The following is a 24,238-nucleotide window of genomic DNA, read 5'->3' as shown; positions in this document are numbered from 1 at the left end:
TGTCCATAAGCGTGGAATTTTGCAGTTTCTGCACCTGTTTTCCGACATTATGGATATACAGCACAGCGGCCATTGCAGTGCTATCCTATAGACAGAAAGAAAACATAGTACTCCCCAGCAGCGAACATATTAAGGGCTTCCCGCGAAAGCCCTCTGAAATATCTTTCATACCAGGACCTTGAGAACAGAATGACCGTCCGAACTGCCCAGACCGCCAAGACCTCCCATCGGGGGAGCGAGCGCCCTGCATAGGGCCGACACAGAGTCTAAAAAGATTTCCTGTCGGGAGGCAGCAAGGGAGACCGGCTTCACCGAAGTTCCCATTTGGGGAACACCGGTGATCTTGAACGTGGCAGGGATCAAATTGATCCGTGCCAAAACCTTTGACCAAAGGAGAAATTTTGAGTTTATATCAAAAGATCAAGTCCGCCATCACCGTTCGGCAGGTGGGAGAGATGTACGGCATGGAGCCCGACCGCCGTGGCATGGTGTGCTGTCCGTTCCACTCCGACAACCACCCCAGTATGATGCTGAATGACACCTACTATTACTGCTTCGCTTGCTGGGCCAACGGCGATGCCATCGACCTCACCGCCAAGCTGTTCGACCTGAACCCACGGCAAGCCGCCGAGAAGCTCGCAAGTGACTTCGGGCTTGACTCGGACAAGCCGCCCGCCAATGCCATCGCCCTGCCGCCGCCCAAGCGTGGCCTGACGGACGAGCAGTGGGCAGACATCGCCTACTGCCTGCGGGTGCTGACCGATTATCTCGACCTGCTGCACGACTGGCGAGAGCATTACAAGCCCGCAAGCCCGGAAGAACCGCTGGACGAGCGGTTTGTGGAAGCCCTCCACATGACCGAGACCATCGAGCACCTGACGGACTGCGTTGCATTTGGGACGCCCCAGCAGAAGGCCGATGCCGCTGCACGGCTGCTGTCCGGGTCGTACCTGCTGATGCTGGAGGAGCGCACCGACCGCCTTGCTCTGGCGAAGTGCGCCTGATAATTTATTCACCTGAAGTGGTGGGTCTCACGGTGAGACCAACCACTTCACTTTTCTAAAGGAGAGCGATTATATGAAGAAAAACATTTCCCGCAACCCCTTATGGCCGGACTGGTACAACGGCAAGAAGATCGATGAAGTCCAGTTTGGCCGCGCCTTTCTGGAACAGTGGCCGCTGAAATGCGTCAACAGTACGCTGTACACGCTGGACGGCCCGGTGGAGGACGAGAGCGAGATCAAGCAGCGCATCTTGGAGAATATCGAGGAATATGTCACCTCCGGCCTGTCCAAAAAAGTCACCAACATTCTGGAGACCATCAAGCTGCTGGCTTTTTCCGACCCGTTCCCCATCGAACAGGACTGCATCCACCTCCAGAACGGCGTGTACCATCTGCCGGACGGCTCTTTTCAGGAGAGCCGCCTGTTCTGTCAGAACCGCTTACCTGTGAGATATGACCCCAAAGCCGCCAGCCCTGACCGCTGGCTGACCTTTCTGCACGAGCTGCTGGACGATGCCGACATCCCCACCTTGCAGGAATATCTGGGCTACTGCCTGATCCCCAGCACCAAAGGCCAGAAGATGATGCTCATCGTCGGCAAGGGCGGCGAGGGCAAGTCCCGCATCGGGCTGGTGCTCAAACGGCTCATGGGAGATGCTGCCAGCAACGGCAGCGTCCAAAAGGTTGAGAACAACCGCTTTGCCCGCGCCGATCTGGAACGCCGCCTGCTGATGATCGATGACGACATGGACATGAACGCCCTGCCTAAAACAAATTATATCAAGACCATCGTGACCGCCGAAGCCAAGCTGGACTTGGAGCGCAAGGGTGTCCAGAGCTACCAGCGGGACATCTACGCCCGGTTCCTCTGCTTCGGCAACGGTGCGCTGACTTCGCTGTACGACCATTCGGACGGTTTCTTTCGCCGCCAGCTTATCCTGACCACCAAGGACAAGCCTGCCGACCGCACGGACGACCCTTTCCTTGTGGAGAAGATGTGCGCCGAGATGGAGGGCATCCTGCTGTGGTGTCTGGAAGGGCTGCACCGGTTGGTGCAGAATAACTTCCGCTTCACGGTCAGCCCCAAAGCTGCTGCCAACGTGGACACCATCAAGCGCAGCAGCAACAATGTCATCGACTTTATGGAGTCCGAGGGCTATTTCCGCTTCAAGGCGGACTATTCCATCAGCTCCAAGGACTTCTATGAAATATACAAACTGTGGTGCGAGGACAACGCCTGTCACAGCGTATCGGCCATCCGTTTCAGCGCAGAGCTGCGTCAGAATGACCGCCGCTATAACCTTGAAGCCACCAACAACATCTACCTGCCCGGTGGCCGCAGGGTGCGTGGTTTCGTGGGCATTGAGCCGCTTGTCCACCCATGTCCGTAAAAAGTGCATTTTTTCACGGAAGAAGTTCGTACAACCTGTACGGTCTGTACTTGTACGCACCCGTACGGCAAGCAGAAACAAATTAAAACGCATCATCGTGTATATTTTATGTTGCCGTACGCCGTACAGACCGTACGGGTTATTTGAAGTCCGTACAGATTTTTTGTACACCTCAAGAAGGAGCGTGATCTATGAAAGCCCAATACGGCATTTTAAGGTTCAAAAAGTACAAAGGGCCTGCCATCAGCCCCATCGAAGCCCACAACGAGCGCACCAAAGAGCAGTACGCCAGCAACCCGGATATTGATGTGAGCCGGAGCCGCTACAACCTCTATCTGGTGCAGCCGCAGGGCAGATACCGGGAAGAAGCTGACCGTATGATAGCCGCCGCCCACTGCCGTGTCCGCAAGGACAGCGTGCGAGTGGTGGAGGCGCTTGTCACCGCCAGCCCGGAGTTCTTCAAAGGCAAGTCGCGCAGCGAGATCAAGGCGTACTTTGAGTATGCCTTGAAATTCTTGGAGAGCAAGCAAAGCCCGGATACCTTTCTCTCCGCAGTCGTCCACATGGACGAGAAAACGCCCCACCTGCACCTCTGCTTCGTGCCCCTGACCGCCGATGGACGGCTGAGCGCCAAGGAGATCATCGGCAACCGCAAGAACCTTGTGAAGTGGCAGGACGATTTCTGGCAGCACATGGTCAAGCGTTACCCGGACTTGGAGCGTGGCGAAAGTGCCAGCCAGACCGGACGAGAGCATATCCCGCCCCGCATCTTCAAGGAGATGACCCAACTGACCAAGCAAAAGGAGCAGTTGGATGCCCTATTGACAGGTATTAACCCGTTCAACGGCAAGAGCCGTGCGGCGGAGATCAGCAAGGTGCTGGACAGCTATATCCCCAACGTGGCACGGATGAAGGATCAACTGCGGAAGTACAACGTAGCCTTCACCAAGACCGCTGCCGAAAACGAAAAGCTGAAAGCGAAGAACAAGACGCTCTCTGCATCGCTGGACAAAGCGAAGGAAGGGAGCGTCTTGAAGCGTCTGGAGGATGCCAAGCTGCGGCAGGACTATGAAGCCGCCCTGAAAACGCTGGACAGCATCCCGCCGGAGGTCATTCGATTTTATGAGGACCGCACGCAGGAGCCTGCGATGCGCCATGATAAGTAAGGAGAAATGCCTATGTGTGATAAAATGTACGAGAATGTGAAATCTTCAGATTATACGAAAAAGTTCTTGCAGTCGGACTCTGATCCGGCTACAATGGAGGTGGTCACTCGAACCAATGCCGTCAAGTCTCCGACTGACAGCCCGAAAGCCCCGAAGCTGGTGTACACGGTAAAGGAAATCGCACAGATGCTGGCCATCAGCCAGCGTGCCGCCTACAACCTGTGCAACAGCACCACCGAGTTCCGTGTCCTGCGGGCAGGCGGAAGCATCCGCGTCCCGAAAGACAGCTTCGATGCGTGGCTCTACCGGGCAGCTTGATAAGGAGGCAAATCTATGGCATATATCACGAAACGTGGCAGCTCTTACAGCGTCCGCTACACCTATCAGGACGAGCACGGCAAGAGCTGCGACAAATGGGAAAGCTTTCCCACCAAAGAGGAGGCGGTCAAACGCCAGAAGCAGATCGAGCATGAACTGGCGACCGGCAATTTCCTGATCCCGTCCACCGTGACGGTGGCAGAGTTCCTGATGGACTGGCTGCCCAAGCAGTGCAGCAAGCACAAGTGGGCACCCAAGACCTACCAATCCAATCTGGCGCTCATCCAAAACCTCATCATCCCTTATATCGGGGAGATGCAGATGCAGAAGCTGCGGCCCTACCACATCGAAGCCCTATACGACACCCTGAGCAAGACCCCCTGTGGGCAGTATGTGGGCGGCAAGCGGCGAGACCTCTCGCCCAAGCAGCAGAAGCGCACCCTCTCCGGCACTACCCTCCATGAGGTCCACCAGCTTCTGCACAATTCCTTTCTGCTGGCGGTGGAGTGGGGCATCCTCATCAAAAGCCCCGTCCCGGTGGAAGCACCCAAAAAGACCACCCAAGAGCGCAGCATCTGGGAGGTGGAGGAGATGCGGGCAGCACTGGACAGCATGGAGGACCCCATCCTGCATCTGGCGGTGCACCTGACGCTGGTGGGCGCGCTGCGGGAAGGGGAGGTGGCAGGTCTGACCCCGGAGGACATCGACTTCGATGCTGCCAACGGCATGGGCACCTTCACCGTCAACCGTTCCATGCAGCGGGTGCAGAAGGACACGCTGGCACAGGTGGACAAGGGCTGCATCCTCCGCATCTTCCCGGACAAGCTGGAGGGCAGCAAGACCTCCCTCATCCTGAAGGACACCAAGACCGAAGCCTCCTGCCGCACCATCTTTATGACCGCCGCCCTGCGGGAGGAGCTGAAACAGTGGCTGGAACGCCTGAAACGGGAAGAAGCCCTTGACCCGGAGCGATACCGCAACAGTGGTATGCTGCTGCGGCTGCCCAACGGTCTGGCGGTGGAGCCGGTGCTCATCCGCAAGAAGTTCCTGAAATGGCAGGACGCACACCCAGAGTTCCCGCGTATCGTCTTTCATGGGCTGCGTCACTCCAGTGCCACCTATCAGTTGATGATCTCCGGCGGCGACATCAAGGCGGTGCAGGGGACCACAGGACACGCCAGTGCAGATATGCTGGTGAACACCTACGCCCATATCCAGCAGTCCTCCCGTGTAGAGCTGGGCAAGAAGTTTGAAAGCGGCTTCTATGCCAAGCCCGACACCCCCAGCCCGCAGGCTGTACCCGCCGCAGGCGAACCCACCATCTCCATGACGGCTCTATTGGAATTGCTAAAGGATGCCGACCCAGAAATGAAGGCAAAGCTCCGCTTAGCACTGCTCACCTGATGCAAAAAAGGGCACTGATTGCAATGCAATACAGTGCCCTACATAATCGGACATGGATAACACCGACCGTGCAAAAACCGTGCAGAAACCGTGCACCCATGGCTTACAAAACAAAAAAGCCATGAAATCTTTCGATTTCACGGCATTTTCTGGTGCAGTAAAGCAATCCAAATCCGAACCATTTCCCTCGGATGCAACTTCTGTCGCTTCTCCAAAGGTGACGGTCTGTGTTCCTTCTTTATAATTAAAAGTTATCAAAACCTTATCATCATACAGATAAATCGCATTGATAAACGTATCCACCAGCGCCTGCCGCTGGTCTTTCAGGCTCATGTCCAGCTTGCGAAACCGCAGCAGCCAGAACCGAATGAATTCTTCGGTCACTTTCGGCTTCGCCAGCTTTTCTTCCGCAATGCGGGCTTCAAGCTCACGCTTGGTTTCTTCCAGCTGCTCCAGCCGCTCCTTGGTGGAACTGGTCAGGATTCCAGCTTGAATCGCGTTCAGCATATTCTGGATACCAGATTCCGCATCCCGAAGCTGCTTCTCATAGAGTGGAATGTTGGTGTTCTCCTTATTTTGCAGTTCCATCACCTTGGCGATGATGGATTCCATAGCGGCATCGTCTTTCACAAGCTGCATGGTCTGGTTGACTACCAAATCTTCCAGCCACTGTTTGCGGACGGTCTTTTTCTTGCAGCCCTTGTGCTTTTTGGCAGTGGCACATTTATAGTAGCGGTGGACTTCACCCGTCCGGCTTGTGCCGCTTTCGCCAAACATCAACGCCCCACAGTAGCCGCAGAACAGCTTGATGGTGAGCAGATAGTCATCCTCTGCCTTTCTACGGGCAGGGGCTTTTTTGTTTTTGGCGATTTTCTTCTGCACATCCTCAAACAGTTCCAGTGGAATGATGGGCGGGATAGCATCCGGCACGACCACATCCCGGAATTTCAGTTCTCCGATGTACCGCCGGTTCTTGAGCATATGTTCAACGCTGTTATAAGTAAATGCACCGCCCACCGGGTTCTTGATGCCGTTTTCGTTCAGCCAGTCCCGAATCTCCTTCATAGTGGAGCCTTCATTGTACTTCTTGAACGATTCAAGCACAAAAGGCGAGGTGAGAGGGTCGATGTGGAACTTCCGCTCGGAATCCAGCGTGTACCCAAAGGTTCCACGGCCACCGTTGCAGCGGCCTTTCAGGATGTTCTCGGTCTGTCCACGCACGACCTTCTCGGCAAGGTCAGCGGAATAATACTCGGCATAACCTTCCAGCACAGATTCCAGAATAATGCCCTCCGGCCCCTCGGAGATGATCTCGGTGGCAGACATGAGCTTGACGCCGTTCTTCTTCAGTTGGGTCTTATACCGGGCACTGTCGTAGCGGTTCCGAGCAAAACGGTCCAGCTTCCAGACCAGCACAATGTCAAACAGCTTCTTGTCGCTGTCCTTTATCATCTGTTGGAATTGAGGGCGATTATCCGTCTTGGCAGAGATGGCACGGTCAATGTAGTGCTTGACGATAGTGATATCGTTTTTCTCGGCATACGCCGTACATTCACGGATCTGACCCTCGATGGATTCTTCGCGCTGATTGTCACTAGAATAGCGGGCGTAGATCACAGCGGTCATGGCGGACACCTCCTATTTATACATCATTGAACGGTGGAGCGTTCTTTCAAAACAATGTTTCGTATAATCTATATATCATATTTTGCGGAAGATTGCAAGATGAATTTATATTAAAAACCGGCAGTTCTCTGTTTTCTAAGAACTGCCGGTCATACTTCTTATTTACCCCAGACGGTCTCGGCGATTTCCTTGACCAGTTTGAGCTTGTTCCACTGTTCCAGCTCGGTCAGCTTATTGCCGATCTCACAGGATGCAAAGCCGCACTGCGGGCTGAGGCAGAGACGGTCGAGAGGAATGTACTTCTCTGCCTCATGAATGCGGGCGATGACGGTATCCTTATTTTCCAGTCGGGGAGATTTGGTGGTGACAAGACCCAGCACCACTTTTTTGCCATCGGCCACATACTTCAGCGGCTCAAAGCTGCCGGAACGCGCATCGTCAAATTCCAGATAGAACGCATCCACATTTTCCTGTGCCAGCAGGAAGGGAGCAACGGTGAAGTAATCGCCCTCGCTGGCCCAAGTGGAATGATAGTTGCCACGGCAGACATGAGTGGTGATCGTCAGACCCTCCGGGCGGTTTTCCAGTGCCAAATTGTTCAGACGCAGGTACTCTGCGGCTACATCCTCCACTTTGGTATTGCTCTCCTTGAGGAAGTTCTGGTAATTCGGGTCTCCGATCATGCCCCATGTGCAGTCGTCAAACTGGATATTGCGGCAGCCAGCGGCATACAACTCCTGAATGACGGTGCGGTAGGCGACAGCAATATCCTGAATCAGCTGTTCGTGGTCAGGGTAAACAGTATCCGTGTTTTTACCGTTGTCCTCGCGGTACAGTTCGGCCAGCAGCTGCGCCGGGGCAGGCATAGTTTGGCGGGCGATGCAATTCTCATCCTCAAACTGCTTAACAAATTTGTAGTGCTCTACAAAAGGGTGGTTCTCACCGCTGATCTTACCACTCACTTTAATGGAACCGTGGGTAGTCTCCTCACCGTGGAAGAAGTAGCCGTGATCCAGTTCCACTTCCTCAATGCCGTGGAAGCCCCACATGAAGTCCAGATGCCAGTAGCTGCGGCGGAACTCGCCATCGGTGATGGCGTGATAACCAGCACGCTTCTGCTTCTCGATGAGGCGGGTGATTTCCTCATTTTCCACCGCGGTCAGCGCAGCATGGTCGATCTCGCCAGCCTTGAACTGGGCACGTGCCTCTTTCAAGTGCTGGGGGCGCAGGAAGCTGCCCACAAAGTCATAACGGAACGGTGATTTCAACTCTGCCATATCGTAAAACCCTCTCTATACGTCAATTTTCAGTACTCGTTGCTTGATGGCAACAGTATACCGCAGGAGTTGATTTGTGTAAAATACGAAATGCAGACGGTTTGACATAGCTTGAAGCTATACTTGCTCCGTATACTTTTTCAGAATCTCAATATACTGTTTTCCGAATCGTCCGGGCTGCACCTGTTTGTGGGTCAGATAGCCGATTTGCATGGAATCATCTACCAACAGCGGCACGGCACGGATGTTCGGACCGTTGAGTGTTTCGCTGATGACGCCGCTGCAAATGGTATAACCATCCAGACCGATCAGCAGATTGAACAGTGTTGCGCGGTCACGCACCAGAATGTCCTTTTTGCTGTCCAGAGTGCTCAAAATCTCCTCCGAAAAATAGAACGCATTGTGCTCCCCCTGCTCATAGGAAAGGCGTGGGTAGGGCTTCAAATCGTCCAGTGTCAAAGCCTTTTTCTGCGCCAACGGGCTAGATGCACTGACGAACACATGGGGCTTTGCGGTGAAGAGCGGCGTGAAAGTCAAATCGTGTTCCCGGATGACCTTGCGCAGAACGGTTTCATTGTCGTTGTTCAAATAGAGTACGCCCACCTCACTGCGCAGCTTTGCAACATCCTCAATGATCTCATAGGTCTGCGTCTCCCGAATGCGGAAATCATATTCCTCTCCGCCGTATTCTTTCAGCAACTCCACAAAGGCTTCCACGGCAAAGGAATAGTGTTGGGCCGACACGCAGAACTGATGCTTGACCGGAGCTGAGCCGAGATATTTTTCCTCGATGAGTTCCATCTGGGCCAGCACCTGCCGGGCATATCCCAGAAACTCCTCTCCCTCCGGGGTCAGAGCCACACCCCGATTGGTGCGGTGAAAAATAGTCAGTCCAACTTCCTGTTCCAACTCCCGGATGGCATTGGTCAGGCTGGGCTGTGCGATGAAAAACTGCTGTGCCGCCCGGCTGATGGTGCCGGTGTCGGCTACAGCGGTAGCGTAACGAAGCTGCTGTAAGGTCATAGCGGATTCCTCCCGATGGCTTTTTTATCATCCTATCGCAGAACGGACAAAAACGCAATGTCTTTTCTTGTTTGCAATACCAACCGAATATTGTCGGCATATTCAAGATACGTTTTACCCATCCTGCAATTTCCCTTATAATAGCACCGCAGTCTTAAAGGACTGCAACATTCCCATATCAAAAAGGAGGCTTTCCGGTATGGGACAGCGGCAAAGCGAGATCATCAAAAATCACATGGAAGTCTACTGGCACGATTATGCGTCCGCCAGTAAGGGCAACCCCATTACCGAGGCGGGACTTGTGGAAAAAGCCTCCGTCATTGGCCGCACCGGGCTGATGCTGCTGGAATGCGGCACCGGCGCATGGCGCGTCCGAAGCTCCATGAACACCCTTTCGCGGGAGCTGGGTGTCACAACGACAGCAGATATCGGCCTGTTGTCCATTGAGTTCACCTGCTTTGATGGCGACCAGTGTTATACCCAGTCGCTCTGTCTGACAAACACGGGCGTGAACACCTCCCGCTTGAACCGGCTGGAGCATTTCGTCAGCGACTTCGACCGGGAGGGCAAATTTATGACCGGCGAAGAACTGCACAGCCACCTCGACGAGATCGAGCGTATCCACGGCTTGTATTCGCCGGTTGCGCTGGGCTTTGCAGCCGCACTGGCCTGCGGCTGCTTCACCTTTCTGCTGGGCGGCGGCATCGTTGAGATGCTATGTGCCTTCTGTGGCGCGGGCATCGGCAACTTTGTACGGTGCAAGTTGACAAAGCACCACTTCACTCTGTTTCTGGGCATCACAGCTTCGGTCTGTTCGGCGAGCCTCGTGTATGCCGTCCTGCTGAAGCTGGCCGAGGTGCTGTTTGCCGTATCGGCGCAGCACGAGGCGGGATATATCTGCTCCATGCTCTTCATCATTCCGGGCTTTCCGTTCATCACCAGCGGCATCGACCTTGCCAAGCTGGATATGCGCTCCGGGCTGGAGCGTCTGGCTTACGCCGTCCTTATCATTCTGGTGGCGACCATGACGGCATGGATCATGGCACTGCTGCTGCATTTGCAGCCGGTGCAGTTCCCGGCTTTGAGCCTGACGCTCCCGGAAGAGATCCTGTTCCGGCTGCTGACGAGCTTTGGCGGTGTGTTCGGCTTTTCGCTGATGTTCAACAGCCCCCGGAATCTGGCAGTCTGCGCCGCGCTCATCGGTGCGGTGACGAACACGTTCCGGCTGGAGCTGGTAAGCCTTGCAGGGTTCCCGCCTGCCGTAGCGGCGTTTCTGGGCGCATTGCTGGCCGGCCTGCTGGCATCCTGCCTGAAGAGCGCCGCAGGTTATCCCCGCATCTCTGTCACGGTTCCGTCCATTGTTATCATGGTGCCGGGGCTGTATTTCTACCGCGCCATCTATAATCTGGGCATCCTGTCCCTGACGGATTCTGCCACATGGTTTGCAAACGCCATCCTCATCATCGTGGCGCTGCCGCTGGGTCTGATCTTTGCCCGCATCATCACCGATAAGACATTCCGTTATTGCACCTGAGGTGCAATGCCTTCCATTCTCCCCTCTATAATGCAAAACGCAGCGAGCCGTCAGAAGGTTCGCTGCGTTTTGTTTTGCTGTGTGATGCACTTATAAAGGGAGTTCGTTTGTAGGAGAGCTTACTCCCCGTAAACGATCTTGGTAGCCGTTTCTACATGGCGTTCCAGCCGGTCAGCAAAGTGCTCCAGCGGCAGAAAAACGCCCAGTTCATCGTAGCGGGTGCCGCCGTCCTTCAGCGTGTCCTGTCCATAGTAGACCACGGAACGGGGCAGTGCGTGCTGCAGCTTCATCTGGATGTCCCAGACGGTGGAATAGGCTTCGGCTTCGGTCACCTTCTGCTTTACGGTGTCCGGCAGTTCGTAAATCAGCAGCAGCCCCAGATGCTGGTTATAGTGGTACTCCACCACATCCATAGAGCCTTCGTCGTAGCCGTGATACTTGCAGTAGCCGCTGGCAAGGTACATTTTCACCTTTTCCTGCTTCTGGAACACCCGGACAAACCGATCATATAGCTTTTTATTGACTGCAAACTTATTGTCCGGCAAAAGAACGCCGGCATCATCCGTCAGAATCACCGGGTTCGGCTGGCCGTCCGCATTGAACTTAAAGGGGATCAATGCCGCATTCCGCAGCAGATCAAACATACTGTGCTGACAGAGCGCCATCAGAAATGCAGACAGATCCTTGTTCTCGTAGGCATCGAATAATGCCGCAGCAAACTGTTGTGCACTCAGCGTCGGCGCATCCAGTACGTCTGCCATGTCCAGCGAATCGTTGAAGGTATCCATCAGACGGCGGCAGGCTTCCGGATTTTTCAGGATCTCCCCGAACAGTGCCTCTGCTTTTTCTTCTCTTGGAAATATCGTAGCCATCAAAAAGACCCTCTTTCTGTTTATTTCCAACTGTTATTATAGGTTCAGAAAGTCCTGCTGTGAAATACTGCTTTTATATCGCCGCTATATGCAGAATACTTTTTACACATTTTCTAAGTGCCTGTATAATGACACTGCAATCTTGAAATTGCACGAGGGAAATAGAAAAGTATATAAAGTTGGTTTGAACGGAGGCAGTTCCTATGTCTGAGGTCAAAAAGGTCGTGCTGGCATATTCCGGCGGTCTGGATACGTCCATCATCATCCCGTGGCTGAAAGAGCACTATAACAACTGCGAAGTCATTGCCGTGTGCGGCAATGTGGGACAGAAGGGTGAACTGGACGGTTTGGAGGAGCGTGCGAAGGCAAGTGGCGCATCCAAGCTGTACATCGAAGACCTGACCGACGAGTTCGTGGAGGACTACGTCATCCCTACCATGCAGGCCGGAGCCGATTATGAGGGCTATCTGCTGGGCACCAGCTTTGCCCGCCCGATTTTGGCAAAGCGCGTCGTGGAGATTGCCCGTGCCGAGGGTGCGGATGCGGTCTGCCACGGCAGCACCGGTAAGGGCAACGATCAGGTGCGCTTTGAGCTGGCCATCATGCACTTTGCACCCGACCTGAAGATCATCACCCCGTGGCGTGAGTGGGATATCCAGAGCCGCGATGAAGAGATCGACTACGCCGAGGCTCATCACATCCCGCTGAAGATCAGCCGCGAGACGAACTACTCCAAGGACAAGAACCTGTGGCATCTGAGCCATGAGGGCCTTGACCTCGAAGATCCGGGCAACGAGCCGCAGTACGACAAACCCGGCTTCCTTGAGCTGGGCGTCAGCCCCAAGACTGCCCCGGACAAGTCCGAGTTTGTGGAGCTGGAATTTGAACAGGGCGTGCCGGTGGCTCTGAACGGCGAGAAGCTGAAGCCCGCCGCCATCATTGCAAAGCTCAACGAGATTGGCGGACGCAACGGCATCGGCCTGTACGACGTGGTGGAGAACCGTCTGGTGGGCATGAAGAGCCGCGGCGTCTACGAGACCCCCGGCGGCACCATTCTGTACAAGGCGCATGAAGTGCTGGAGACCCTGACATTGGACAAGCTGACTGCCCACAAGAAGCGCGAGCTGGCCATCACCTTTGGCGAGCTGGTTTACGACGGCCAGTGGTTCAGCCCTCTGCGCAAGGCTCTGAGTGCTTTCGTCACCTCCACGCAGGAGTACGTCACCGGCAAAGTCCGTCTGGAACTGTATAAGGGCAACCTCATCAATGCAGGAGTCTGGTCGCCCTACTCCCTCTACCGGGAAGACATCGCCACCTTTGCCGCAGGCGGTGACTACAAGCAGAGCGATGCCACCGGTTTCATCAGCATCTACGGTCTGCCCACCAAGGTGCAGGCCATTGTAAACAGCGAAAAAGAAGGTAAATGAAGTAGTTTAGGCTGATTGCCGTATCCATAGAGCCTCCCCAAAAGAAGAAAACCGCCCCGCAACACACCCGATTCATTTTGCCGCCGATTCACCCGACAAAATCATCGCTGCGCTGCGTGGGCGGTTTTCTGTTTTGAAAAAGGCACAGTCATATAGTGCTCAATGATGTTTTTGCACAAAAATCGTTGTCGCCTTGCTATCATCAGATTTGCCTGTGCCCATCCCTTGAACAGGAATACAGACCAATACCCAGTCAATTTTTCCTATACTCGCAAGATGCGTCATACTTTTCCCGCTTTACCGCAATAAATTTTCAAAATCCTCTTGACGTATTCAACATACCGTGGTATTTTCCTTGTAAATTCCACTGATTTTGTGGATTGGTCCAAACCCATCCACAAGATGTGGTTGTGTTCATTTTGAACACTGCCTCACCGTGGATTATCCCTGAAAGATCTACCGCCCCGCAACACATCCGATTCATTTTGCCGCCGATTCACCCGACAAAATCCATCGCTATGCTGCATGGGCGGTATTTTTCTTTTATGGGAAACGCACCTTGAAAATTTCATGAGCCGACCGGACGTGATACAGACTTTCCGTCAACGCCGCTGCACAAACAGGGGCAGGAACTTCGTTCGGAGCGAACGGTGATTCCCATCCATGAGCAGCACAACCTCTACTTATTTTTTTGCGTCTTAACAATTCGGAAACAATTACCCGGAAACGATTTTGAGCGCAGCGGTAGAGGGCAAGAACCGTCCCGTGGCCACAAATTTTCAATTCTTGAAAATGTTGTGCTCCATCGGGACTTCACTTCTTCAATGCACCTGCATTTCCGAAGTGATCTTGTTGGGGCGTGCCTGCCCCAAACCCTGCTCATGGTTCGCACCTGACGGTGTGAACAGCAACGGCGTGTCGTGCTTACATAACTTCACCGAGGAGTTATCGAACAGACAGGAGGTACAATGACCAAAACGAATGTTCAACCGATTCCTAGCAATTCCCAGCACCACGACACGCCGAACAACAAAACGCACGTCATCAAGTTCCGTGTGACAGCGGAGGAAAAAATGTCACTGGAACTCACTTGCAAACTCCTGAATCTCTCCCTCTCCACTTTTATCCGCCGTGCCATCCACAACGTCAAGATCGAGAAAACAGTCATCGTTGCAGGCGGCGGAGAAGAAACCCTGACCGCTGTTTCTACCCTGCTTGCCCAGTGCAGCAAGGTAGGCATCAACCTCAACCAACTTGCACGTCACTTCAACTCCGGCGGTGCAGACACCGAGCAGATCCGGGCGAAAATCCTTGACGAACTTGCAGACCTGACCGCATTCCGGCTACACGCCGAGAAAGTTCTGGGTGAACTGTATGGCAACGCTCAAGCATATCAGCTCTAAGAATTCGGACTACACCGCCATCGAAGCGTACCTCGTTTACCAGCACGATGAATTTTCCGGCAAGGTAATTCTGGACAAGCAAGGCCGACCCATGCTGCGAGAATCGTACATCCTCGATACCCTTGAGTGTGGCGATTTCTCATTCGCAACGGCCTGTCTGCTGGCAAACCGCAAGTATTGCAAGAACACCCAGCATGGTGATATCAAGAGCCACCAGTATATCATCAGCTTTGACCCACGCGATGCAGCCGACAATGGCTTGACCATGGAAACCGCACAGGCTCTCGGCCTGAAATTCTGCGAAGAGAACTTCCCCGGTCATCCCGCCATCGTCTGCACTCACCCGGATGGGCATAACCGTTCGGGAAACATCCACGTCCACATCGTGATCGGCAGCATCCGAACACGAGAGGTGGAGCGCAAGCCCTATATGCAGAAGCCCCGCGACTGGCTAGAGGGCATGAAACACTCCAGCACAGCCCAGACCATGCGGCATTTGCGTGTCGAGGTCATGGAGCTGTGCGAGGGTGCCGGACTGTACCAGATTGACCTTCTCAACGGCTCGAAAGAGCGCGTAAGCGAAGCGGAGTATTGGGCGCGCAGGCGTGGGCAGCAGAAGCTCGACCTTGCAAACGCCGCCCTTACCGTAGCCGGACAGCAGCCCCGGCAGAAGAAGTTTGAAACCGTAAAAGATACCCTGCGGAAACAGATTTCTTCAGTGCTGTACCGTGCCACGAGCTTTGAAGATTTTTCCGACAGGCTCTTGCAGCAGTATGGTATTGCCGTCAAGGAAAGCCGTGGGTGCCTAAGTTATCTACCTGCTGGAAGAACAAAGTTTATCCGAGCGAAACATCTCGGTGACAAGTTCGATAAGGCGGCAGTGTTTGTCACGTTGCAGGCAAACGCCGAACGCAAACCCAAGGCGCAGTTCAAGCAGGATACCATCGGGAAACTGATCGACATCCAGTCGAGGATGACCGAGGGCAAGGGCATCGGCTATAAGCGTTGGCTCACGAAACACAATCTCAAAGTTATGGCACAGACCGTGAAGCTTCTGCAGGAAAAGGACTTGACCGACGAGGACGCCCTGAACCAGCGCATCACCGAACTGGAAACCAAGTATCACGACTCGCTGGCGGTGGTGAAAGATCTCGAAGGCCGCATGAAGGTCAACAAAGAGCTGCGCTACCACATCGCAACCTACGCCAGCACCAAGAACATCGCACAGCAGTTAAAATCTGCAAAACGACCCGCAGCCTTTGAGGAGCAGCATCGTGCAGAGCTGACAGCGTACCGGGCGGCAGCAGCCTATTTCAAGGCAAACAACATCACAAAGCTGCCCAGCCCGAAAAAGCTGGAAGCCGAGTATGCGCAGCTGGCATCCGAAAAGGCGAAGTTCTACGAGCAGTACAAAGAAGCGAAAGAAGAACTTCTCAAACTGCAAACGGCAAAACAGAATGTTGCGTCCTTTTTCCGGGAGGAAGAACAGACGCGGCAGGAGAGATAAAGGAGTGTGCGTATGATCAATCTGAAAATTGACCCGGAGTTCCAGTCCCAGATTCCTCCTCTGACCGATGATGAATTTAAGCAGCTTGAAGAAAATATCCTCAAAGAGGGCAAGCTGATCTCTCCTTTGATTGTTTGGAACAACACCCTTGTTGATGGACACAATCGTTATGCAATCCTCCAAAAGCACCCAGAGATTTATTTCTCCACCATGCCGCTCCCGTTTGAAAGCCGGGAAGAAGTCCTCGCTTGGATTTGTAAGAACCAGTTGGGGCGGCGCAATCTCACGCCGGAGCAGAAGAAGTTTCTGATGGGCAAGCAGTATTCCTCTGAAAAGCGCACCGAGGCGTTTCGCGGTAATCAGCATACTGCAAAGAAATCTGGCAGTGTTCAATCTGAACACAACCAGAAGCCCATGAAAACCTGTGAGCGCATTGCACAGGAAAATCACAGCAGCGCAAGCTCAGTCCGCCGTGCAGAATACTATGCCCACGGCGTTGACGTTGCGGATGAACTGTCTCCCGGTTTCCGTGATCGGTTCTTCCGCGAGGAACTGCACATTCCCGATTATCTTCTCGAAAATCTCGGCAAGGCCAAGCCCGAAGAACAGGCTGAAATTTTTGAGGAAGTCAAGAATTATGTGCCGAAGCCGAAGAAAGTCAAGCCTAACAAAGTAACGGTGAAGCAGGCAGAGAAAGCCGCCAGCAACACCATTGATGAAAGCTATGATGTTCCCCAAAAGTTTCTCGAACTGTACTACCGGCTCCACAATGCTGAATCTCTCATGCGAAAGAGTTGGGAGATTACGTTCGACTTGAACCCGAAACTTCTTACGCATCCGGAACAGGTCAAAGTTCTCCGCTTTGCCTTGAAACCTCATCTTGAATTTTTGAAAACGCTGGACGAAGTTCTTGCAGAATCCAGCGGTGAATCCTCTAAAACGGCATAACGACAGGCACTTGTAAGCCATCAACGAGCCACCAGCCGCAAGTGCAGGGTGGAAAGCATCCGCGCCCTTGCGCCTGATAAAAATTGGAACTTTGATTTTCTCGCCCAGCTTTGCCACGGTGGGACGATCAAAGGAGCGTGCGTTTGAACAAAAAGAAAAAGTCCACAAACACTTCCCCCTACCCCGATGAAGCCATCGACCGTCTGGCACGGGCATTCTACCCGGCCATCCTTGCCTGCTGGAACAGCGAGGAAGGGCAAAGAGAATTTGCTGCATGGCAGGCAGAGCAGGCTCATCACACCACCAGCAAAGAAAAACAGAGCGTTCCCGACGGGGAACGCCCTGTTATACATATCGCTATCGTATGTGGATTTTTGCAGGGTGCGTCCGGCAGGGCGCACCCTGTTTTTTCTTTGTTATATATCCGATGTACCAAACTGCGTATTCTTATGGGAGAAACAATTCCTCTCTACCGTGCCATGACCTCACACTTTCTGTGGGCGAGCCGGACAATGCCGCTGCACAAACAGGGGCAGGAACTTCGTTCGGAGCAACCGGCGCCCCCCTTACATGAGCAGAATCCCTCTACTTATTTTTGCGCCTTAACAATTCGGAAACATTTGTCGAACTTGTCGGGGCAACGCCCCTCCATCTGCTGTCGCAGACCGCGCTGCCGCTTAAAAGCCCCACTGGGGCTTTCATTGCTCCGCTGCGCTGCGCAAACGCGGTTCCACCCCAAACCCTGCTTAGAACGGACGAGGAGGAATTGTGTCAAATTGACACAATTCCTCCGCAGCAGTTCATGCGGGTCAAGCTGCAAAATAACGCTCGGCATATTCCAAGGATTTTTCCAGAAATTCCTGCAGCTTATCCGGATCATTATACATCCCATGGTTGGACTTCGGAAATTCGATATAGTCGTATGGAACGTCGTGAAAAAGGTACGCTTCCATGAGATAATTTTTTTGGTTCACGGGGACGCAATGGTCGATCCGGCCATAGGCGATCAGTGAAGGCACAGAATCATCGCTCACGATGCCTGCCGGAGAGATCTTCTGGATCTCCTGTGTATAATCCTCCAATTCCTTTCCGGTCATCATCTTGCAAAAGTCGTGTTCCGATGCGAGCTTGTCTACCTTCATGAGCAGGGTCCACTCGGATGGTTCAAAGTATGTGGGGGCAGCTACTTGGAAAACAAATCTGACCGGAATCGCAGAATTCCCGTTATAAGCCAGATTCATCGCCAAGGTCCCGCCTGCGGACACACCAAACGGAGCCATTCCTGCAATATGATATCCCAGTTCCTCCGTCCTTTGCCGGATCGCCCGGACTGCATTTTCAATTTCTTTGTTCATCTGATAAACGGACGCATCTTTTCCGTGCATCTGCAGAGTGTAATCCACGGATGCTGTAATGTACCCCTGTGCGGCATAGTATCTGCACCATGTTTCGCCATCAGCTTTTGAACCGGAGTTGAAGCTACCCCCGTGGATATAGAGGATCAAATTCTGATCCTGCGTCCTGTCCAGTCCGGCAGGAATATACAGGTCGTACTGGTTTCCGTTCTCGTTTTCATAGTTCTGGTCGCTGAAAACCGCGCAGGTCAGATCTTGTCCCAGCGACTTTACCAGTCGCTCCGGTGCACTTCCCAGCAGAAAGATCCTTGTCAATGCGCTGGCAAGAAACACCAGAACAAATATTCCGTTCTTCATGATATTTTTTCTTTCTCATATAATGTTATCCAACAGCAGCTTTCCGCATATTGCGCCCGAAATGCCAGCGGCAATTATCATAATTGCCACTACAAGAAGATCATTCTTTTGCATGATAGCCTCCTAAACGGTTCCTTTCATACAGAGTTAGTCCTTCATGTACTTGTCCAGATATTCCACCACAGCATCCAGATACTCCAGATAGGCCTTGTTGTCATTTTGCAGTCCGTGACCGGAATGCTCCGCTACGAAATGCCGGTGATCTACGCCGTTCTTTTCCAGTGCGGCGACCAGCGGCTTGGATGCGGCAAAGGGCTGCATCTTGTCGTGTGCGCCGTAGCAGAGGACAGAGGGCACCGTATCCTTTGTGACCCAGCGGTCAGCAGAGATCGGTTTGACTGCATCCAGATAGGCACCGGATGTGATATCCTCCGGGGTCAGCGCCTGACCGGACATTACACTGAACAGTCCTGCGGCGGCCTCCGGGCTTTGGTCGAGACCGAAGATGCCCCAATCCTCCACATGAAAGCTGCCGGGGCCGACTGCTTCAAATACCATTCTGACCGGAAGCGGCGAGGTGTCGGCATCCCGGTAGGCATAGATCAGCGCAAGACATCCGCCTGCGCTGCCGCCCGCAATCGCCATCCGGTCAAGCTTATACCCCAGTTTTTCGGCTGCTGCAACCACATAGGGCATGGCGGCTTTGATCTCCTCCGACTGGCTGTATACGCTGGCATCCGGGTTTTCTTCCGTAAACAATGTGTAGTTGATTCCTGCCGCCACATAGCCTTTGCTGCACAGCCATTTCAGCATCTCGGCATCACCGGCTTTGTCTCCGCTGGTAAACCCACCGGCGTGGAGATAGACCACAAGACCGTATGCATCCTGACTTTTGTCTGCCGGTACATAAAGATCAAATTTGTTGGCGGCACCCTCTCCATAAGGCAAATCGGTGTATGCCTTGCCGATCGTTTCATCCCAACGGGTGTTGTATTTGCCGTGGGTCGGGTCGCTGTTCAGTTTAAGCAAAGCAGAGCCGACAAACGCTGCAAGAAATGCAGCTGTATAAAGCAATCCCCATTTCAGTGTTTTCACAGAATATTCCCTCCAAACAGCGTGCCGCCCAGCAGCAGATTCAACACTTCTCGAACTGCCAAACGTCCCAATACAAAACCCACTGCAATAATGACGGCAAGTAAGATGATTCGTTTTGAAGTCATTGTCATAAAAACCTCCTTGACTTTTTGGTGGGACGAGTGTATCATCAAAACAGTGCTGAGTCAATCGTCTCAGCCGAAATGAGACAAAGAAGGGCGTTTGTATCATCCCATGAAGAACATGAACAATCAGGAAAAGAACACCTATGTCCGGCAGCACATCCTGTCCGCGCTGCTGGAATTGATGGAAACGCAGGAGTTTGCCTCCATCAGCATTCAGGCGTTGGTGGATGCTGCCGGGGTCGGGCGGGCATCCTTTTACCGCAATTTCGCAAGCAAAGAGGACGTATTACAGCAGGAATCTGTGCGCCTGACCAATGAATGGAAAACAAAATTTGATCAAGAGCATCCTGATGGCACACCGGGTCCAGAGAACTTATGGCTCATCAGTCTGCTGGATTTTTACAAAGAGCACTCCGAATTTTACTTGGCTTTGTATCATGCAGGGCTTTCCAATATCATGCTGGAAACGATCCTCGGCTATTTTGACCGTTCGCCGGAGATCCCCAACGGGTTGGCTTATCTGAATTCTGCCATCGGCTATATGCTATATGGCTGGGTACATGAGTGGATGAATCGCGGAATGCAGGAATCCGGCACGGAGATTGCCCGGATGTTTGCAGAAGCACAGAAAAAACAGGCATAAAAGAACAGGGCGCATCCCATAAAAAGAGATACGCCCTGTTTTGCTATTCTTAATCTTCTAAGCCATGGCTCCCGGTTACGTTTTTCAAGTATTCTTCTAGATTGCCGTTCAGAATCAAATCCGCATAGCCAAGCGGGTCATTATAGACGAGATAGTCTAACTCTGACCTCTGCGCCATGGTCACGTCCAGCGCGTCCTCGACCCCGGTGCAGTCAATGGAGATCATTCTCCCATCCCGGAGCAGCAGCTCCACGCAGCCGGTATCCATGTTGAAATGGCAGGCTCTTGCATCGTACTTCATGTTTGTGTCCTTTCTGCCTTACGGCACCTTTACAGTTGTGACTTTTGTTATACGGTTCTTCTGATAAGGTTTTGGACACACAGCCGTCGGGAAGGAGCCTTCATTTTGCTTTCCGAAGAAAACAAAAAATCCGAACCCTTCTCCTATCGAGAAAAGGTTCGGATTTTCATGGTTTGGTGCGATGGAAGGGACTCGAACCCCCGGCCTACTGATTCGTAGTCAGTCACTCTATCCAGCTGAGCTACCAACGCATACGTTCCGGTCGGAACATGATGTATTTTATCACTGAGGAGGGGTTTTGTCAACGGTTTTTTGAAATTTTCTTTGGATTTTTCAGAATTTTATTTTCGCCTTTGAAAAAAGTACGTCTTTTCGTTTTTACGTTTCTTCCGCCAGCTGCTCGGCAATGCGGATGCCGGTGGGCGTTGCGGCAAGGCCGCCCTGGCCGGTCTCGCGGAGGTCGGGGGAGAGCAGGCTTCCGACGCGGCCCATGGCGTCAATAACCTCGTCACAGGGGATGGCGTAGTCCACCCCGGCCAGCGCCATATTGGCGCAGGAGACGGCATTCACGGCACCAACGACATTCCGCTTGATGCAGGGGACTTCCACCAGACCCGCCACCGGGTCGCAGACCAGGCCCAGCAGGTTGCCCAGCGCCATGGCGGCCGCTGCGGAACACTGTTCCGGTGTGCCGCCCTTGAGATGGCAAAGCGCCGCCGCAGCCATGGCGCTGGCGGCTCCGACCTCGGCCTGGCAGCCGCCCTCGGCACCGGCCAGCGTTGCGCGAGCAGCAATGACCTGACCGAAGCCTGCGGCCACGTAGAGCGCTTCGCAGATGGCGGTCTCATCGGCTTCGCCCGCGCGGGCCAGCGGGAGCAGCACCGCCGGGAGAACGCCGCAGCTGCCTGCGGTGGGCGCGGCCACGATCCGCTTCATGCAGGCATTGCACTCGGCGGTCTTGAGCGCTTCGGCTGTCACCTCGGCCAGGTAATCGCCGCCGTAGCTCCGGCCTGCCCGATGCGCCTGTTCCACTTTGGCGGCGTCGCCGCCGGAAAGGCCGCTGCGGCTGCGCTGGGCAGGGTCGTAATCCCGGCTGGTGGCCTCCATGACGTGCCACAGATGCCGCATCCCATGGCGGCTCTGCTCCTCGGTCAGGCGGCTCTCCGCCAGGTCGCTGCGCAAAACCGCCTCGGCCAGCGAGATGTTCTGGGTGCGGGCTGCTGCCAGCATTTCTTCACAGGATAAAAAAGCCATCGCTCAGTCCTCCGCATTTTCTTCGGGTTCGTCTACGTTCAGGCAGGTCACTTTCAGGATGCCGGGCATCAGCGCAAGCTGCTGCACCAGCGGGTGGGGGATGTGAGAATCGCATTCCAGCACCATGACGGCGTAACTGCCCGTCCCGGCGCGGAACACCTGCATCGACGCGATGTTGATCCGCCGCAGCGCCAGCGAGGTCGTGACCTCTGCGATGCAGCCGGGGGTGTCTTCGTTGTGGATGATGAGGGTGTTGCTGTCGCCGCCGAAATCGGCGGGCACACCGTCAATCTCGGTGACGCGGATGCGTCCGCCGCCCACCGAGGCCGCTTTCATCGAAAGGACCCGGCCGGTCCGGCTCGTCAGCCGCAGCACGGCGGTGTTCGGGTGGGCCGAGCGCAGCTCGACCGGGTGGATGCTGAACTTCATACCCTGCTCTCTGGCCAGCCCGAAGCTGTCCGGCAGGCGGGGATCATCCGGGCGGAGGCCCAGCAGACCTGCCACCAGTGCGCGGTCGGTGCCGTGGCCTCGGCCTGTCGTGGCAAAGCTGCCATACAGACCGATGTCGGCATCCACCGGGATATCGCCCAGCAGCTTTTGTGCCGTGTATCCAATTTTGGCTGCACCCGCCGTGTGGCTGGAAGAGGGCCCGATCATGACCGGCCCCAGAACGTCAAACAAGCGCATACGATGCACATCCTTTCGTATTCCCTGCAAAAAAGCCCCTCATTCCGGCCCGTTCCGGCCGGCAAAAGTGTCCTCTTTGCACTTTTTCTCTGTTTTATTATACCGCTTTTGCCCCACTTGTGCTATAATAACTTTACTAATGTTTGAATTCGCTCCTTTTGGGGCAACACGGAGGTTCGATTTCTATGAAACTGGTAAGCGTGGAAACTCCCGAAAAGAGTGTCTGCAAAATGACCTTCAGCGCGACTGCTGAGGAGCTGGAGACCGCATCCAATGCGGTGTATGAGCGCACCCGCGCTTCCTACACCATCAAGGGCTTTGCCAAGGGCGAGGCTGACCGTGCGCAGATCGAAGCCGACCGCGGCGAGCACACCTTCTGGTATGACGCCATCAACGATCTGATGGACCGGGACGTTCCCTCACTGTACGATGCTGCGATGCAGGAGCACGGCTTCCACGCCGTGGATGAGCCCAGCTACGATCTGGTCAGCGTCAAGAAGGACGAGGGCTTTGTGGCCACCGCCACCACCGCCCTGCAGCCGGAACTGAAGCTGGCCCAGACCACCGGCTTCCAGTCCGAGTGCGTCACCCCGGCTGTCACCGACAAGGAGATCGACGCCGTGCTGGAGCGCCGCCGTGCCGCGGCGGCGGAGCTGGTGCCCCACAAAGGCCCGGCCGTCAAGGGCAACATCGTGCACATCGACTACGAGGGCCTGCTGGACGGCAAGGCCTTTGCAGGCGGCACCGCCCAGAACCAGACCTTGCAGCTGGGCAGCGGCCGGATGATCCCCGGCTTTGAGGACGGCATCCTGGGCCACAAGGGCGGCGAGGAGTTTGAGATCAACGTCACCTTCCCGGCACGCTATCACGCCAAGGATCTAGCAGGCAAGCCGGTCGTCTTCAAGATCAAGCTGCTCGACGTCTGCGTCCGCCAGCTGCCCGCCCTGAACAGCGATTTCGCCAAGAAGATCGGCAAGGTGGACACCATGGAAGCCTTCCGGGAACAGGTCCGCAAGCAGCTGTACGACGGCAAACACGCCAGTGCTCTGAACCGTGCCAAGGACCAGATCCTGACCCAGCTGGCTGCCGCCGCTGAGGGCGAGCTGCCCAGTGTTCTGGTAGAGAGCACCTATCAGCACGAGATGGAGAACATCCAGCAGCAGCTCCAGATGCAGCGGATGAGCCTGGACCGCTACCTGAGCCAGATCCACCAGACCCGCGAGACCTTCACGGCCAACGTGCACGCTGCCGCCGAGAAGAACACCCGCGCCCGGATGGCCCTGCTGCAGGTCGCCCAGAACGAGAACCTCGTCCCCACCGAGGAGGAGATCAACAAGAACCTGCAGGAGCGTGCAGACCGCACCAAGAAGACCCTCGAAGAGGTCAAGGCCGGTGTGAACATCCCGATGATTCAGCGCAATGAGGCCATCCGCCGCGCCGCCGACTGGGTCATTGAGCACTCCACCATTGAGGAAAAAGACGCCTGATCTTTTCAAGATCGCATTCCATTCATACAAACAAG

The 24,238-nt window shown here is 54.4% G+C and carries 22 protein-coding genes and 1 tRNA gene; 12 read left to right on the top strand and 11 right to left on the bottom strand.

Annotated elements, in window-relative coordinates:
• Positions 1-401: 401 nt before the first annotated feature.
• The 5 genes from DWY95_RS13770 to DWY95_RS13750 all read left to right on the top strand — a co-directional run bounded on the left by DWY95_RS13770 (position 402) and on the right by DWY95_RS13750 (position 5,282).
• On the top strand, positions 402-1,004 hold the full coding sequence (locus DWY95_RS13770) for a CHC2 zinc finger domain-containing protein (RefSeq protein WP_243082792.1): 603 nt from the start codon (positions 402-404) through the stop codon (positions 1,002-1,004).
• A 73-nt stretch (positions 1,005-1,077) separates the two neighbouring features.
• Positions 1,078-2,394: a phage/plasmid primase, P4 family gene (locus tag DWY95_RS13765; RefSeq protein ID WP_118553939.1), complete on the top strand. Its 1,317-nt coding sequence runs from the start codon at positions 1,078-1,080 to the stop codon at positions 2,392-2,394.
• A 191-nt stretch (positions 2,395-2,585) separates the two neighbouring features.
• The gene (gene mobV / locus DWY95_RS13760) at positions 2,586-3,560 is read left to right on the top strand and encodes a MobV family relaxase (protein WP_118553938.1); all 975 of its coding nucleotides are present in this window, start codon (positions 2,586-2,588) and stop codon (positions 3,558-3,560) included.
• A gap of 24 nt (positions 3,561-3,584) precedes the next feature.
• Complete coding sequence (locus tag DWY95_RS13755; protein ID WP_118553943.1) at positions 3,585-3,878, top strand: helix-turn-helix domain-containing protein; 294 nt, start codon at positions 3,585-3,587, stop codon at positions 3,876-3,878.
• A 15-nt stretch (positions 3,879-3,893) separates the two neighbouring features.
• Positions 3,894-5,282, top strand: coding sequence for a site-specific integrase (locus DWY95_RS13750; RefSeq protein WP_015537113.1), 1,389 nt, complete (start codon positions 3,894-3,896; stop codon positions 5,280-5,282).
• Here the strand turns inward: DWY95_RS13750 and DWY95_RS13745 are convergent.
• From DWY95_RS13745 to DWY95_RS13735, 3 genes are all read right to left on the bottom strand, one after another.
• The gene (locus DWY95_RS13745) at positions 5,265-6,908 is read right to left on the bottom strand and encodes a recombinase family protein (protein WP_118553937.1); all 1,644 of its coding nucleotides are present in this window, start codon (positions 6,906-6,908) and stop codon (positions 5,265-5,267) included. The genes DWY95_RS13750 and DWY95_RS13745 overlap by 18 nt on opposite strands.
• 158 nt (positions 6,909-7,066) lie before the next feature.
• Positions 7,067-8,185, bottom strand: coding sequence for a 5-methyltetrahydropteroyltriglutamate--homocysteine S-methyltransferase (locus tag DWY95_RS13740; protein ID WP_112092016.1), 1,119 nt, complete (start codon positions 8,183-8,185; stop codon positions 7,067-7,069).
• Positions 8,186-8,302: 117 nt separating this feature from the next.
• Positions 8,303-9,208, bottom strand: a complete 906-nt coding sequence (locus DWY95_RS13735) for a LysR family transcriptional regulator (RefSeq protein WP_112092015.1) — start codon at positions 9,206-9,208, stop codon at positions 8,303-8,305.
• Positions 9,209-9,407: 199 nt separating this feature from the next.
• Between DWY95_RS13735 and DWY95_RS13730 the strand changes: the two genes are divergently transcribed.
• The gene (locus DWY95_RS13730) at positions 9,408-10,742 is read left to right on the top strand and encodes a threonine/serine exporter family protein (RefSeq protein WP_118553936.1); all 1,335 of its coding nucleotides are present in this window, start codon (positions 9,408-9,410) and stop codon (positions 10,740-10,742) included.
• A 119-nt stretch (positions 10,743-10,861) separates the two neighbouring features.
• On the opposite strand, the gene DWY95_RS13725 is transcribed toward DWY95_RS13730, so the two are convergent.
• Positions 10,862-11,614, bottom strand: a complete 753-nt coding sequence (locus DWY95_RS13725; protein ID WP_118553935.1) for a DUF4866 domain-containing protein — start codon at positions 11,612-11,614, stop codon at positions 10,862-10,864.
• Positions 11,615-11,817: 203 nt separating this feature from the next.
• Between DWY95_RS13725 and DWY95_RS13720 the strand changes: the two genes are divergently transcribed.
• The 4 genes from DWY95_RS13720 (at position 11,818) to DWY95_RS13705 (ending at position 16,899) form a co-directional block, all read left to right on the top strand.
• A complete protein-coding gene (locus DWY95_RS13720; protein WP_118553934.1) occupies positions 11,818-13,041 on the top strand; it encodes an argininosuccinate synthase in 1,224 nt (407 codons plus the stop codon).
• Between the two features lie 968 nt (positions 13,042-14,009).
• Positions 14,010-14,444 carry a plasmid mobilization relaxosome protein MobC gene (gene mobC, locus DWY95_RS13715; protein WP_118553933.1) on the top strand — a complete coding sequence of 145 codons (435 nt, stop codon included), beginning with the start codon at positions 14,010-14,012 and terminating at the stop codon, positions 14,442-14,444.
• Positions 14,416-15,951: a relaxase/mobilization nuclease domain-containing protein gene (locus DWY95_RS13710; protein WP_118553932.1), complete on the top strand. Its 1,536-nt coding sequence runs from the start codon at positions 14,416-14,418 to the stop codon at positions 15,949-15,951. Before mobC ends, DWY95_RS13710 begins: the two co-directional genes overlap by 29 nt.
• 12 nt (positions 15,952-15,963) lie before the next feature.
• Entirely contained in the window at positions 15,964-16,899 is a 936-nt protein-coding gene (locus DWY95_RS13705) for a hypothetical protein (RefSeq protein WP_118553931.1), read from the top strand.
• An 809-nt stretch (positions 16,900-17,708) separates the two neighbouring features.
• On the opposite strand, the gene DWY95_RS13690 is transcribed toward DWY95_RS13705, so the two are convergent.
• The 3 genes from DWY95_RS13690 to DWY95_RS17560 form a co-directional block, all read right to left on the bottom strand.
• Positions 17,709-18,611 carry an alpha/beta hydrolase gene (locus DWY95_RS13690; protein WP_118553930.1) on the bottom strand — a complete coding sequence of 301 codons (903 nt, stop codon included), beginning with the start codon at positions 18,609-18,611 and terminating at the stop codon, positions 17,709-17,711.
• 147 nt (positions 18,612-18,758) lie between these two features.
• The gene (locus DWY95_RS13685) at positions 18,759-19,706 is read right to left on the bottom strand and encodes an alpha/beta hydrolase (RefSeq protein ID WP_199665514.1); all 948 of its coding nucleotides are present in this window, start codon (positions 19,704-19,706) and stop codon (positions 18,759-18,761) included.
• Positions 19,703-19,837: a hypothetical protein gene (locus DWY95_RS17560; protein ID WP_270192860.1), complete on the bottom strand. Its 135-nt coding sequence runs from the start codon at positions 19,835-19,837 to the stop codon at positions 19,703-19,705. The genes DWY95_RS13685 and DWY95_RS17560 overlap by 4 nt, the downstream gene beginning before the upstream one ends.
• 103 nt (positions 19,838-19,940) lie before the next feature.
• Between DWY95_RS17560 and DWY95_RS13680 the strand changes: the two genes are divergently transcribed.
• Positions 19,941-20,474, top strand: coding sequence for a TetR/AcrR family transcriptional regulator (locus DWY95_RS13680; RefSeq protein ID WP_118553928.1), 534 nt, complete (start codon positions 19,941-19,943; stop codon positions 20,472-20,474).
• 49 nt (positions 20,475-20,523) lie between these two features.
• Here the strand turns inward: DWY95_RS13680 and DWY95_RS13675 are convergent, their stop codons facing one another.
• From DWY95_RS13675 to sdaAB, 4 genes are all read right to left on the bottom strand, one after another.
• Positions 20,524-20,775, bottom strand: a complete 252-nt coding sequence (locus DWY95_RS13675) for a DUF6061 family protein (protein WP_118553927.1) — start codon at positions 20,773-20,775, stop codon at positions 20,524-20,526.
• Between the two features lie 174 nt (positions 20,776-20,949).
• A tRNA-Arg gene (locus tag DWY95_RS13670) sits at positions 20,950-21,026 on the bottom strand.
• A gap of 127 nt (positions 21,027-21,153) precedes the next feature.
• Positions 21,154-22,029: an L-serine ammonia-lyase, iron-sulfur-dependent, subunit alpha gene (sdaAA, locus tag DWY95_RS13665; RefSeq protein ID WP_097791243.1), complete on the bottom strand. Its 876-nt coding sequence runs from the start codon at positions 22,027-22,029 to the stop codon at positions 21,154-21,156.
• 3 nt (positions 22,030-22,032) lie between these two features.
• Positions 22,033-22,716, bottom strand: a complete 684-nt coding sequence (gene sdaAB, locus DWY95_RS13660; RefSeq protein WP_118553926.1) for an L-serine ammonia-lyase, iron-sulfur-dependent subunit beta — start codon at positions 22,714-22,716, stop codon at positions 22,033-22,035.
• A 185-nt stretch (positions 22,717-22,901) separates the two neighbouring features.
• On the opposite strand from sdaAB, the gene tig reads away from it, so the two are divergent.
• Positions 22,902-24,203, top strand: coding sequence for a trigger factor (gene tig, locus DWY95_RS13655; RefSeq protein ID WP_118553925.1), 1,302 nt, complete (start codon positions 22,902-22,904; stop codon positions 24,201-24,203).
• Positions 24,204-24,238: the final 35 nt, after the last annotated feature.

The organism is Faecalibacterium sp. AF28-13AC, from assembly GCF_003478405.1.
Classification (GTDB): Bacteria; Bacillota; Clostridia; order Oscillospirales; family Ruminococcaceae; genus Faecalibacterium; species Faecalibacterium prausnitzii_E.
The sequence above is the reverse complement of the archived record's forward strand: the minus strand, read 5'-3'. Positions and strand labels throughout refer to the sequence as shown.

Excerpts from the sequence above, each read along its gene's own strand:
- DWY95_RS13765 (WP_118553939.1), top strand. The coding sequence starts at position 1,078 with ATGAAGAAAAACATTTCCCGCAACCCCTTATGGCCGGACTGGTACAAC.
- mobV (WP_118553938.1), top strand. The coding sequence starts at position 2,586 with ATGAAAGCCCAATACGGCATTTTAAGGTTCAAAAAGTACAAAGGGCCT.
- DWY95_RS13755 (WP_118553943.1), top strand. The coding sequence starts at position 3,585 with ATGTACGAGAATGTGAAATCTTCAGATTATACGAAAAAGTTCTTGCAG.
- DWY95_RS13750 (WP_015537113.1), top strand. The coding sequence starts at position 3,894 with ATGGCATATATCACGAAACGTGGCAGCTCTTACAGCGTCCGCTACACC.
- DWY95_RS13745 (WP_118553937.1), bottom strand. The coding sequence starts at position 6,908 with ATGACCGCTGTGATCTACGCCCGCTATTCTAGTGACAATCAGCGCGAA.
- DWY95_RS13740 (WP_112092016.1), bottom strand. The coding sequence starts at position 8,185 with ATGGCAGAGTTGAAATCACCGTTCCGTTATGACTTTGTGGGCAGCTTC.
- DWY95_RS13735 (WP_112092015.1), bottom strand. The coding sequence starts at position 9,208 with ATGACCTTACAGCAGCTTCGTTACGCTACCGCTGTAGCCGACACCGGC.
- DWY95_RS13730 (WP_118553936.1), top strand. The coding sequence starts at position 9,408 with ATGGGACAGCGGCAAAGCGAGATCATCAAAAATCACATGGAAGTCTAC.
- DWY95_RS13725 (WP_118553935.1), bottom strand. The coding sequence starts at position 11,614 with ATGGCTACGATATTTCCAAGAGAAGAAAAAGCAGAGGCACTGTTCGGG.
- DWY95_RS13720 (WP_118553934.1), top strand. The coding sequence starts at position 11,818 with ATGTCTGAGGTCAAAAAGGTCGTGCTGGCATATTCCGGCGGTCTGGAT.
- mobC (WP_118553933.1), top strand. The coding sequence starts at position 14,010 with ATGACCAAAACGAATGTTCAACCGATTCCTAGCAATTCCCAGCACCAC.
- DWY95_RS13710 (WP_118553932.1), top strand. The coding sequence starts at position 14,416 with ATGGCAACGCTCAAGCATATCAGCTCTAAGAATTCGGACTACACCGCC.
- DWY95_RS13705 (WP_118553931.1), top strand. The coding sequence starts at position 15,964 with ATGATCAATCTGAAAATTGACCCGGAGTTCCAGTCCCAGATTCCTCCT.
- DWY95_RS13690 (WP_118553930.1), bottom strand. The coding sequence starts at position 18,611 with ATGAAGAACGGAATATTTGTTCTGGTGTTTCTTGCCAGCGCATTGACA.
- DWY95_RS17560 (WP_270192860.1), bottom strand. The coding sequence starts at position 19,837 with ATGACAATGACTTCAAAACGAATCATCTTACTTGCCGTCATTATTGCA.
- DWY95_RS13680 (WP_118553928.1), top strand. The coding sequence starts at position 19,941 with ATGAAGAACATGAACAATCAGGAAAAGAACACCTATGTCCGGCAGCAC.
- DWY95_RS13675 (WP_118553927.1), bottom strand. The coding sequence starts at position 20,775 with ATGAAGTACGATGCAAGAGCCTGCCATTTCAACATGGATACCGGCTGC.
- sdaAA (WP_097791243.1), bottom strand. The coding sequence starts at position 22,029 with ATGGCTTTTTTATCCTGTGAAGAAATGCTGGCAGCAGCCCGCACCCAG.
- sdaAB (WP_118553926.1), bottom strand. The coding sequence starts at position 22,716 with ATGCGCTTGTTTGACGTTCTGGGGCCGGTCATGATCGGGCCCTCTTCC.
- tig (WP_118553925.1), top strand. The coding sequence starts at position 22,902 with ATGAAACTGGTAAGCGTGGAAACTCCCGAAAAGAGTGTCTGCAAAATG.